Genomic DNA, 10,979 nt, shown 5'->3' with positions numbered 1-10,979 from the left:
CCCTTTTACCCTTTGGAGAGCATGTTTCCGTCCCGCCCGCCCCGAGCGAAGCGGCGGCGAGGTGGGATGGAAACCTGCCGGTGGCATAGCCTGTTGCCGGTGAGGATTTTCACCCTTTCGTTTGATGCAGAACGCGAGTTGTTCCAGGAGGAGGATTTGAACCGTTTCTGCGCCACGCGCAGCGTGACGCAGAAACGGGCCGAGTTTTTTGCCTGGAAAGGCAAGGCCTGGTGGACGGTGTGGGTGGAGTACGACGAGGCTGCACAGGGCGAGGCGCTACCGGAATGGCTGGACGCCGAGCAGACGGCCACCTACAAGCGCCTGAAGGAATGGCGCTTCGGCGTGGCGGAGAAACAGGGACTGCCGGCCTACGTGGTGGCCACCAACCGCGAGCTGGAAGAACTGGCGCGGCGGCGGCCGCAGTCGCTGGAGGCGATGCGCTCCATTCGCGGCATCGGCAAGAGCAAACTGGCGCGCTACGGCAAGGCGCTGCTTGGCCTGCTGCGGGAGGAGGGCCAAGCAGCCGCGCCGCCGCCCGTGGAGTTACCCGCGCAAGAGCCGGCAACGGAGGTGAGCGATGGCGGATGAGCTGCCCCTTTTCACGCACTGGAACCGCTTCCTGGACTGGCTGCTGGACCGGCTGGAGCGCTTCCCCAAGGACGCCCGCTTCACCATCAGCCAGCGCATGGCCAACCTGGCGCTGGACGTGCTGGAAGCGATCATCGAGGCGACCTACACCAAGGAGCGCGCACCGATCCTGCAGCGCCTCAACCTGACATTGGAGAAACTGCGCGTGCTGACGCGCCTCTGCCATCGTCGCCACTACCTGAGCGACGCCCAGTACGAGTTCGCCGCCCGGGGGCTGCTGGAGGCCGGTCGCATGACGGGAGGCTGGCTCAAGCATGCCACCGGTTGAGCTCTTCGACGAGGTCGTATCCTTCAGCGGCTTGCTACGGGCCTGGGAACGGGCACGGCGCGGCGCTGGCGGCTCGGAGGCCTGTCTGGCCTTCGGTTTCCACCTGGAGGAGGAGCTGCTGCGTCTGCAGGACGAACTGGTGGCGAACACCTATCAGCCCGGCGGCTACCGCACCTTCACCGTGCGGGAGCCCAAGCCACGGTTGATCGCCGAGGCGCCCTTTCGCGATCGCGTGGTGCACCACGCCGTGGTGGCCGTGCTGGAGCCGCTTTACGAGGAGAGCTTCATCGAGGACTCCTACGCCACGCGCAAGGGTAAGGGCACACATCGGGCCGTGCGCCGCGCGCAAGGCCTGCTGCGCCAGCACCGCTGGTACTTGAAGAGCGACATCCGCTCCTACTTCGCCAGCATCGACCTCGACATCCTGATGGACCTGCTGCGCAACCAGGTGTCGGACGAACGACTGCTGGCGCTGCTGGAACGCATCCTGCGTTGCGATCCACAACACCCCGGCCTGCCCATCGGCAACCTGACCAGCCAGTTCCTGGCCAACGTCTACCTGGACGGCTTCGATCATTGGCTGTTCCACGAGGAGCGGGTGCCGGGCTACGTCCGCTACATGGACGACTTCGTGCTCTTCCACGACGACCGCCAGGCGCTGAAGGACCTGCTGCCGCGCCTGGAGGCCTGGCTGTGGGAACACCAGCGTCTGACCCTGAAGGCGAAGGCCACGCGTCTCAACCAGCGGCGTCACGGCTTGTCTTTCCTGGGCACGCGCATTTTTGCCGGCACGATCCGCCTGCGCCGCGAGAATCTGAAGCGCAGCCTGTGCGGCTTGGCAAGACGGGAATGGGAAAGCCGTCAGGGCTGGAAGACCCAGGACGAGCTTGCGGCCTGCGCCCAGAGCGTGCTGGCGAACCTGTGCGCCTGGAATAGTCTGAATCTGAGGAGGGACATCTTCAAGGGCGATCATCTCAGGCGGCTCCAACCGTGTCATACGGGGCGGCAGTTGGAACAACAACGCGACCAACCTGCCATGCGCCAATCGCAACAACAACAACCCGTCGAACACGAACAACAACAACGGCTTCCGTCTCTGCAGCACCCCTGAGCGGCTGATCCGCGGTCTTCACGGACACCGCGGCCGCGTGGCATTGCCACGATTTCCAACAGGGGTCCCGATGACCGTCCCGCCCGCCACGTGGCGGCAAAGAGTGACGGGGGTGCTGACGCACCCCCGTCATACTCCCAGGCCATGTCAGCCGAAGTAGCCTCTCCGCCGATCATCCATCACACCACCAAGTCTTTTTCCCACAGATCACCCAAATCCTCACCAACGGATTGGGGCGAATGGGCGGCCGTGGGGCGCGCCACCCATCCGCCGAAGATGGTGGCACCCGCCGCGGCAGGGGCCTGGGCAGACCGGCAACTCGTGCGACTGATCCGGGATGCCTGGGTGGAAGCCACGGCCTGGCGCTAGGTCGGGAGCGGATGACCGGCCGTGCAGGAGGCTCCCGCCAGCGCCGGCTTGACATGTCTTGCGGGGAGTAGTACAATCCGCCCACAAATCGCAATACGAAATGACTTGCAGGTGGCGTGATGATCAGTCTGCGCTTGGGCGAGGCCCTGGAGGGCGAGTTGGAGGCGGAGGCCCGGCGAAGCGGCCGGACGCGGTCCCAGTTGGTCCGTCAAGCCCTGTTGGAGTACCTGGCTGGCGCCGAGCGCCAGCGCCGCTATGCTGGCGCGGTGGCGGAATTGCAAGGGGCCTACGGGGATCCGGCGAGCCGCCGGGAGGCGCTCGCCCGGGCGGAGGAGACCCTGGATGACGGCTTTGATGAGGAGACTGGTCCGGCGCGGACTTCGCCAAGCCCCGACAACCAAGGATGGTGGCGATGATTCGCCGCGGCGAGGTGTGAGTCGCCAACTTCAATCCCGCGCGCGGCGAGGAACTGGGCAAGATCCGTCCGGCGCTGGTGATCCAGGCGGACGAGTTGTCCGAGGCCGTCACGCCCCTGGTCGTCGTCCTGCCCTTGAGCACGATGACCATGCCTGCGGGCGAGCTGTTCATCCGCTTGGGCGCCCGTGACCGGCTGCTCCAGGACAGCGTGGTGCTCACCGACCAGCCCCGCACCATTGACCGGCGGCGCCTGGGGGAGGGTCCCTTGACCCGGCTCAGCGCCGCTGAGCTGTGCGCCGTGGAGAACGCGCTGCGGCTGGTGCTGGGCCTCCCATAGTTGCCTGCCAGGGCGCGGCCTCGGCTACCTGGGCATCTGGGACAGCGGCGCGGTGCGCGCCAGCCACCAGGCCTTCGGCGAACGCCTCACGATCCACGACGCGGGCGCCCCCTCCGCCCATAGCGCCGCCGCGGCGGGCGGCCTGCTCAGGTCGTGGGACCGTCGGGGATGATGAAGGGCAGGTGATTGTCGCGGTGGATCACCTGGTACCCGGCGTTGGGATAGCCCATGCGCCAGGCGCTGGGCACGCTGTCACGGCGCGGGGCGCTCCACTTGAATTCCCAGCTGGACAGGCGGCCGTTCTCCTCCTCCACAAGGTCGATCTCCTGCCGGTCGTGGGTGCGCCAGAACCAGCGGTTGACATGCCGGCCCGCCAGGTCCAGGCCCTTGTGGCGCTCCACCACCAGGTAGTTTTCCCACAAGGCGCCCAGGTCCTCGCGCAGCGAGGGCGGATTGAAGTTCCGCAGCAGGGCGTTGCGCACCCCGTTGTCCAAGAAGTACCAGCGGGAGGTTTTGCTGATCTCCTTGCGCAGATTGCGGCTGAAGCCCCCCAGGCGCGAGATGACGAAGCACTGCTCCAGCAGGTCCAACAGGCGCTCCACCACACCGCGGCTCAAGCCCAGTTGGGAGCCAAGTTCCTGCACCGAGACCTGGGCGCCGATCTCCATCGCCAGCAGTTGCAGCAATCGGCTCAGTTTGTCGGCACGGCGGAGGCCTTCCACCTGCAGGATATCTTTGAAGAGGTAGGCATTGACCAGCTCGATGAGCAACTCCTGGCGTGTGCGGTCGTCGCCGGCGGTCACCACGTCAGGATAGCCGCCGTAGACGAGGCGTGTGGCCAGGCGAGCCCCGGTCTCCATGTGGTTCTCCAACGGTCCCAGTTCCGCCTGGGCGAGGGGATGGAGGGTCAGGTGGCGGCTGCGGCCGGTGAGGGGTTCGCCCACGCTGCGTCCCAGATCGAAACGGGATGATCCCGGCCAACACGGCTACATCCGGCCGGCTGTCCACCAGCAGCTTCAGGATGGCGCCAATCCCGGGAACCACCTGGGCCTCATCCAGGGCCAGCAGGTCCGTAGAGCCCAGCAGATTGCCCAGCCCAATGGCGGTGCGCTCCGCAAGGGCTTGCTGGACGGCCAGATCGTCGCCGTTCAACACCAGGGCACGCCCCCGGCCAATGGTCCATCAGCCGCCGCATCAGCGAGCTTTTGCCCGTGCGCCGGGCGCCCAGCAGGACCACCACGCGGCCCGGCTGCAAGGCCGCCTGCGCCCGGGGTTGCAGGCCACGGAGAATCCACATGTCTCCTCCGGGTTGTCGGTTGCGGAATGGCAAATGGATCGAATTCCTTCAGGAAGTCGTGGCAAATCGATCGAATTGCGATCAAGGCGTGAGGGAAGTCCAGATTGCTGGGTTGCTGACGGCGGAGCATGCGGATTCCTTGCAATCCGCCCGCGACCGACGACCCGTAGGGCGGTGGCGTTGATGGAGCTTTGGCTGGGCGCAGGGGGCTGCGGTACGGGGGGGTGGATGGAGCGTCGGATCCTTCGAAGGTTACTGGGTTTAGATCCCATTTGGTCAATACACTGGCCATTGTCGCCGATAATGGCCAAGCTGTTGACCATGACACCCAAGACTTCCACCACCTTGCCGGCCCAGCGCCGGCTCCTGCAAGCCCTCGGTGGGCGTCTGCGCCAAGCCCGCCTGCGCAGGCGACTCACAGCCCAGCAGGTGGCCGAACGGGCCGGCATGTCACGCACCACCCTGCGGGCCCTGGAGCGGGGCGAGACCAGCGTCACCCTGGGCGTTTTCCTGAACGTTCTGCATGTGTTGGGATTGGACAAGGACCTGACCCTGGTGGCCCAGGACGAGGAACTGGGACGCCGTCTGCAGGACGCGGAGCTGCGGCAACGGGCCCGGCCACCCGCCTCCCAGGCGCGGAAAGACGCCGGGGATGCCCCATGAACGGGCCCCGGGACATTGAGATCTGGGCCGATTGGGTGGAACTGGGTGGCGCGCATCGGCTGGGGACACTGCACGTGGAGGCGGTCCGCGGCCGCGATCTGCACGCCTTCAGCTATGCCACAGCTTGGCTGGCGGGCGGGACGGCGCCGACCTTCCAGCGTGCCGGCCCGGCCCATTGAGCCACGCATCGGGCAGACTTCCTCCCCTCGCGTCCCCTCAATCGTTACACTGTGCGGCCCGCCGGCGGAGGCGGGTCGTTCTCAAGTGGAATCACAGGACGGGTAGCTGATTCAGCCTTCATCCTCGAGACTCGAGTACGGGCAGGTGGCGCAAGGACGAGAGCGGAGTCCAGTGCCAAGCTATGTGGAAGGGAGAGGAAGCCCGTGTCCCTCAAGGTTTATATCGAGACCTACGGCTGCCAGATGAACGTGTCCGACAGCGAGCTGGTGGCCCGCCTGCTGGAGGACGACGCCCACGCCATCCAGGAGGGGCTGGAGGGCGCCGACGTGGTGCTGGTCAACACCTGCGCCGTGCGCGAGGGCGCCGAGCAGCGGGTCATCGGCCAGCTGGCCAGCTGGAAGCGGCTCAAGCAGGAGCGCCCCGACATGATCCTGGGGGTGCTGGGCTGCATGAGCACGCACTTGTCGGAGAAGATCGCCGCCGGCCTGCCCCACGTCGACCTGGTGATGGGTCCCGACCAGTACCGCAAGCTGCCGGGCGTCATCCGCGACCTGGTGGTGGGGCGCGAGGCGCAGATCATCCTCACGCGGCGGGACAAGACGGAGAACTACGACGAGATCTATCCCCGCCGGGGCGGCGGACCCAACGCCTGGGTGACGGTCATGCGGGGTTGCGACAACATGTGCAGCTTCTGCATCGTGCCCTTCACCCGCGGCCGGGAGCGCAGCCGCAGCGTGGCCAGCGTGGTGGAGGAGTGCCGCCGCCTGGCGGCGGAGGGTTTCCGCGAGGTGACCCTGCTGGGCCAGAACGTCAACAGTTACCGCGATCCGGAGTGGCGGCCGGCCCAGCTGGATGGGGAACTGGACACCGGCCCGGGGCCTGCCCGGGGCCTGCCCGGGGCACCCGTCCTGGCGGCTGGACAATCCGACGGCGCGCGCTTCCCGGAGCTGCTCGCCGCGGTCGCCGAGGTGGATGGGATCGACCGCATCCGCTTCACCAGCCCCCATCCCAAGGATTTCAGCGAGGCGATGATCCGCCAGATGGCGGATAACCCCAAGGTCTGCAAGCACATGCACCTGCCCATGCAGGCCGGCAACGACCGCGTGCTGCGGCTCATGCGCCGGGATTACAGCCACGAGGACTTCGCCCGGCTGGTGGAGCGCGCCCGCGCCGCCCTGCCGGAGATGGGCTTCTCCACCGACATCATCGTCGGCTTTCCCACCGAGACGGAGGCGGACTTCGAGGACACCCTGAGGCTGGTGGAGCGCGTGCGCTTCGACTCGGCCTTCACCTTCGAGTACAGCCCGCGCGAGGGCGCCCCCTCCGCCAAGTGGGCGGACGACGTGCCATCCACCGGGAAGAAGCGCCGCCTGCGCCGCCTGGTGGACCTGCAGCGGCGCATCACGGATGAAAAGGCGGCCGCCTGCCTGGGCCGCTCCTACGGAGTGTTGATTGAATCGCCCAGCAAAAAGAGTGACCTTGAACTCATGGGCCGCACCACCTGCAACCGGGTGGTGGTGGTCCCCGCGGACCCGCGCTGGCCGGCCGGAACCCTGGTCACGGTGCGGGTGGCGGAGGTCAGCTCCTTCACCCTCCGGGGCGTCGTCACCCATGTGGAAGGCCGGCCGGTCTGACGCGCCGCCTTCGCGCCAAATCGCGAGGTGAGAGATGTGGTTCATTCGCTGGCTTATCACCCTGTTGCTGATGATCTACGCCGTGATCTTTGCCGCCCTCAACCTGGAACAGGTCAGCCTGCGCATTCCCGCCATTCCTGTCTACCACACCGGCCCGATCAGCATGGCCGTTGTCGTCCTGCTGGCGGTGGCGCTGGGCATCGTGTTGTGGGCCATCGTGGCCTTCTTCGGCTCCCTGGATTTCCGCCGCCGCATCCACCATCTGGAGCGGGTCAACCGGGACCTCAAGCAGGAATTGACCTCCCTGCGCAACAAGGCCATCCTGGATGACGGCGAGCTGGAGGGCGACGCCCCGCCCGCGGCCAAACCTGCCCGCGCGGGCAAATTGAACCTGCCTCCCTACGATTACGAGCTGGACGACGAGGCCATGGCCCAGGCGAGGAACCCCGAGCGATGATCGACATCCTGATTCTCCTGGTGGCCCTGTTGGCCGTGCTGCTGCTGGCATGGCGCTGGGTGCGCAAGCGGGACACGGGCGAGGGGGGCGATCCCTTCGTGGACGGCCTGGAGGCGATGGTGCGGCGGGACTGGCGCGAGGCGGCGCGCTGCTTCAAGCGGGCGGCCGAGCAGGACAGCGACAACATCCGCGCCTACGAGCAGTTGGGTCGAGTCCACCGCGAGTTGGGCGACCTGCCGCGCGCCATCAAGATCCACACCGACCTGACCGTGCGCGAGGGCCTTTCCGGGGTAGACCGCTCCCGCATCCATCTGGAGCTGGCCAAGGACCTGCGCAAGATGGGCCGGCTGCGCGAGGCGCAGGAGGCTTGCGAGCGTGCCGTGCAGGCCGACCGCCGCAACGTGGCCGCCCTCGTCGTGCGGCTGGACCTCTTCGAGGCACAGGAGCAGTGGGAGGAGGCGCTGGAGACGCTCAAGCGCATCGAGAGCGTCAGCGGCCGCGAGCAGAACACGCGCCGCGCCCAGATCCTGGTGGAGCAGGCGCGCAAGAGAATGGAGGAGGGACACGGCCGGCCCGGGCGCATCCTGGTCAAGGAGGCGCTCAAGCTCAACCCCGCTTCGGCGGCGGCCTACATCCTCATGGGTGACTCCTACCTCGCCGAGGATCGCGTGGACGAGGCAATCCAGTACTGGGAGAAGCTGCCTCTCGAATGCCCGGACCGCGCCGAACTGGTCTTCGATCGGCTGGAACGCGTCTACTTCGACCGTGGCCGCTTCAGCGAAATGGAAAGGTTCTATTCCCGCGTCATCCAATCCCGCCCCGAGCGGCCGGACGCCTATCTGGCCCTGGCCGGTTTCTACGAGCGCAAGGGTGAGTTCAATGAGGCGATCCGCGTGCTGGAGAGCGGACTGGAGAAGGTGCCGGACAACCTCGGCCTGGCCCGTCTCTTCATCCGACTGCTGGCGCGCGCCGGGCAGACCCAGCGCCTGGTCGATTTCACCGTCAACCTGGCGGACCGTCTCATGCAGAGGGCCCGCATCTGGAAATGCCGCGCCTGCGGCCAGGCCGGGGAGGACTTCCACTTCCGCTGTCCGGCCTGCCACGCCTGGGACACCCTGGAGCGGCCCGGCGAGAAGTGAGAGCGCCCACCGCCATGACCGGCCCGACACGCCCTGCCTGGGGCGCGCTTCCCACGGTCCATCGATGCACCCCGCCGCGGCGGGGTGTTTCACTGCTGCTGGCGCCACTCCTTGCCCTGGCGGCCTTCGCCGGGTTGGACCGGGCGACCTGGGAGGCGGGCGACGGGGAGGCGATCCGCCGGGCCACCGCCGGCGACGAGGCGGGCACCTTGCTGGCGGCCACCCTCGAGCAGGGCGACGTGCAGCTTGTCCTGCGCGACATGCGGCGCCTCACCCGCCTGCCGGCGCCGGACTGGATGCGGGGCGAGGCCCTGGCCATCCTCTGCGAATACTTCTGCGTGATGGAGATGCGGGACTCCCTTGTCCGCCGCTCGGCCGAACTGGCCGCCCTGCGGGGGCATCCCTTCGATTGTCCCCTGGTCGCGCCGGCCGGCGCCGGTGGCTGGTGGGTCCAGGTGGGCGCCTTCTCGACGGAGGCGGCCGCCCGGGCCGTCCTGCGCCAGCTGGACCCACAGCCGCTGGAGGGGCGGGTGGTCCAGGAGGGTGGCCTGTGGAAGGCGCGGCTGGGGCCTTCGCCCTCCCGTCGGGAGGCGGAACGGACCGCCCGCGCCTTGCGGGAGGCCGGCCGCATCAAGGACTATCGCCTGGTGGAGGAATAGCCCTGGCGATGCCTGCTCTCGCATGGGCCGAGCACCTTGACCGCTTCTCACTCGCCAGGAGAATGGTGGGAGGGTGTCGCGCCACGCGACGAGGCTGAGTTCTTGACCCTGGGGCAAACCCCCATCCCGGCCTTCTCCCTGGCAGGGGGAAGGAGGTCTCCTGCGGTGAAGCCGAAGGCTGAACCAATTGCCCCGGCAGGCGCATCAGGTGATAGGGCCCTCGTCCGACAAGGCATTGCGGTGCAAGCGCCGCCTCTTCCCGCTTTCTTTTCGCGAAAAGAAAGCGGGGCAAAGAAAAAGGCTCGCAGACCCTGACCGCCGGTGTTTTTGACACGCGCGGGGTCGCGCGTATTAGGTCTTCGTGGGCACCATCTCTTCGGCCTCTGCGCGCGCATACTTCCCGCCTTCGCTTCGCTGCGGCGGTCAGTCGCGACGCACAACGAGGCCGAAAACACGGAGCAGGTCTGCGAGGCGTCGCTGCGCCCTGGAAGGGGTTGGGCCGTTTGATGGTGAAGCCGAAGGCTGAACCAATTGCCCCGGCAGGCGAATCAGGTGATAGGGCCCTCTGTTCGACAAGACAATGCGGCGCAAGCGCCGCCTCTTCCCGCTTTCTTTTCGCGAAAAGAAAGCGGGGCAAAGAAAAGGCTCGCAGACCCTGACCAGCGGCGAATGTGACACGCGCGGGGTCGCGCGTATGAGGACTTTGTGGGCGCCGGCTCTTCGGCCTCTGCGCGCGCATACGCTCCGACGCCGCGCTGCGCGCGACGTCCCGGCGTGGCGCGTGCGACGAGGCCGAAAAGAGGGCATTGACATGCCAGGTGCTGCTTCGCCAGGATTGAGTCATGGCCACGTGAGGTGAAGGCCGAGGGCCTGAACCAATGGCCACGGCAGGCGCATCAGGTGATAGGGCCCTCTGTGCGACGGCGGCCGTGAGGCCGCCTAGTTAGGGCCCTGAGTGTCTTGGAGAGGGCTTTCTTTGGGCACCTTTCTTTCGCCCGAGAAAGAAAGGTGCAAGAGCGTGGCGCTGGCGCCGCAAGACACAGGATTGTGACGCGCGACGTGGCCGAAAAGAGGGACTCTGGGGCAAACCCCCATCCCGGCCTTCCCCCTGTCAGGGGAAAGGAGATTTCCTGTGGTGAAGGCCGAAGGCCTGAACCGAGAACATGGGTTGTCGATTCACCTGATGCGGCCCTCTGTCCGACGCCCGCCGTGAGGCGGGCTAGTTAGGGCCGGTGATGTCTTGGAGAGCGCTTCTTTGGCGCCACCTTTCTTCTCGCGAGAAGAAAGGTGGCAAGGTGGCGCGGCGCTTGCGCCGCAAGATGTAGGCGAAGGAATGAACGGGATCCCAGCTTTCGCTTGGATGACAGACTTGGAGGAAAAAGGGCCCTCTGTTCGACGGCGGCCGTGAGGCCACCTGGTCAGGGCCGTGAATGCCTTGGAGAGCGCTTCTTTGGCCCACCTTTCTTCTCGCTGGAAGAAGGTGGGAGAGAATGATGAGCCCGCAGCAGGAGAGTGCATGTGATCCCGCATGAGGAGGCAGCCCGTCCGGAGGAGCGCGCCGTGTCGCGCGCCGACGACACCAGCACTCCCATGCTGCGGCAGTACCGCGAGATCAAGCAGCGGCATCCCGGCCACGTTCTCTTCTATCGCATGGGCGACTTCTACGAGATGTTCTTCGAGGATGCCGTGACGGCCTCCCGGGTCCTCGAAATCACGCTCACGTCCCGGAACAAGAACAAAGAGGACGCCATACCCCTCTGCGGTTTTCCCTACCATGCCGCAGCGGGATACATTGCGAAG

General features: G+C 66.9%; 12 protein-coding genes and 1 pseudogene. 12 read left to right on the top strand and 1 reads right to left on the bottom strand.

Features of this window, described 5'->3' with window-relative positions:
* The first annotated feature begins 66 nt into the window (after window positions 1-66).
* The 5 genes and pseudogenes from Q8O14_12230 (at window position 67) to Q8O14_12210 (ending at window position 3,150) form a co-directional block, all read left to right on the top strand.
* Window positions 67-588, top strand: coding sequence for an HRDC domain-containing protein (locus Q8O14_12230; GenBank protein ID MDP2361495.1), 522 nt, complete (start codon window positions 67-69; stop codon window positions 586-588).
* The gene (avd, locus tag Q8O14_12225) at window positions 578-916 is read left to right on the top strand and encodes a diversity-generating retroelement protein Avd (GenBank protein MDP2361494.1); all 339 of its coding nucleotides are present in this window, start codon (window positions 578-580) and stop codon (window positions 914-916) included. Before Q8O14_12230 ends, avd begins: the two co-directional genes overlap by 11 nt.
* Window positions 903-2,027, top strand: a complete 1,125-nt coding sequence (locus Q8O14_12220) for a reverse transcriptase domain-containing protein (protein MDP2361493.1) — start codon at window positions 903-905, stop codon at window positions 2,025-2,027. Before avd ends, Q8O14_12220 begins: the two co-directional genes overlap by 14 nt.
* Before the next feature lie 488 nt (window positions 2,028-2,515).
* A complete protein-coding gene (locus tag Q8O14_12215) occupies window positions 2,516-2,812 on the top strand; it encodes a ribbon-helix-helix protein, CopG family (GenBank protein MDP2361492.1) in 297 nt (98 codons plus the stop codon).
* A 35-nt stretch (window positions 2,813-2,847) separates the two neighbouring features.
* Window positions 2,848-3,150: pseudogene (locus Q8O14_12210) on the top strand (type II toxin-antitoxin system PemK/MazF family toxin).
* A gap of 146 nt (window positions 3,151-3,296) precedes the next feature.
* On the opposite strand, the gene Q8O14_12205 reads toward Q8O14_12210, so the two are convergent.
* Window positions 3,297-4,094 carry a DUF4143 domain-containing protein gene (locus tag Q8O14_12205; protein ID MDP2361491.1) on the bottom strand — a complete coding sequence of 266 codons (798 nt, stop codon included), beginning with the start codon at window positions 4,092-4,094 and terminating at the stop codon, window positions 3,297-3,299.
* Between the two features lie 674 nt (window positions 4,095-4,768).
* Between Q8O14_12205 and Q8O14_12200 the strand changes: the two genes are divergently transcribed.
* The 7 genes from Q8O14_12200 to Q8O14_12170 all read left to right on the top strand — a co-directional run.
* Complete coding sequence (locus Q8O14_12200) at window positions 4,769-5,110, top strand: helix-turn-helix transcriptional regulator (protein ID MDP2361490.1); 342 nt, start codon at window positions 4,769-4,771, stop codon at window positions 5,108-5,110.
* Window positions 5,107-5,289: a hypothetical protein gene (locus Q8O14_12195; protein ID MDP2361489.1), complete on the top strand. Its 183-nt coding sequence runs from the start codon at window positions 5,107-5,109 to the stop codon at window positions 5,287-5,289. The genes Q8O14_12200 and Q8O14_12195 overlap by 4 nt, the downstream gene beginning before the upstream one ends.
* A 204-nt stretch (window positions 5,290-5,493) precedes the next feature.
* Complete coding sequence (locus Q8O14_12190; GenBank protein ID MDP2361488.1) at window positions 5,494-6,924, top strand: MiaB/RimO family radical SAM methylthiotransferase; 1,431 nt, start codon at window positions 5,494-5,496, stop codon at window positions 6,922-6,924.
* Window positions 6,925-6,958: 34 nt separating this feature from the next.
* Window positions 6,959-7,381 (top strand): hypothetical protein, encoded by a 423-nt coding sequence (locus Q8O14_12185; protein ID MDP2361487.1) that lies wholly within the window; start codon window positions 6,959-6,961, stop codon window positions 7,379-7,381.
* Window positions 7,378-8,520: a tetratricopeptide repeat protein gene (locus Q8O14_12180; protein ID MDP2361486.1), complete on the top strand. Its 1,143-nt coding sequence runs from the start codon at window positions 7,378-7,380 to the stop codon at window positions 8,518-8,520. The genes Q8O14_12185 and Q8O14_12180 overlap by 4 nt, the downstream gene beginning before the upstream one ends.
* On the top strand, window positions 8,517-9,179 hold the full coding sequence (locus Q8O14_12175) for an SPOR domain-containing protein (GenBank protein ID MDP2361485.1): 663 nt from the start codon (window positions 8,517-8,519) through the stop codon (window positions 9,177-9,179). Before Q8O14_12180 ends, Q8O14_12175 begins: the two co-directional genes overlap by 4 nt.
* Window positions 9,180-10,769: 1,590 nt before the next feature.
* Window positions 10,770-10,979, top strand: a 210-nt coding sequence (locus Q8O14_12170) for a hypothetical protein (GenBank protein ID MDP2361484.1), incomplete at its 3' end; no start/stop codon positions are given.

Source organism: bacterium (genome assembly GCA_030685015.1).
In the GTDB taxonomy this organism is placed as follows: Bacteria; CAIWAD01; CAIWAD01; order CAIWAD01; family CAIWAD01; genus CAIWAD01.
The sequence above is the reverse complement of the archived record's forward strand: the minus strand, read 5'-3'. Positions and strand labels throughout refer to the sequence as shown.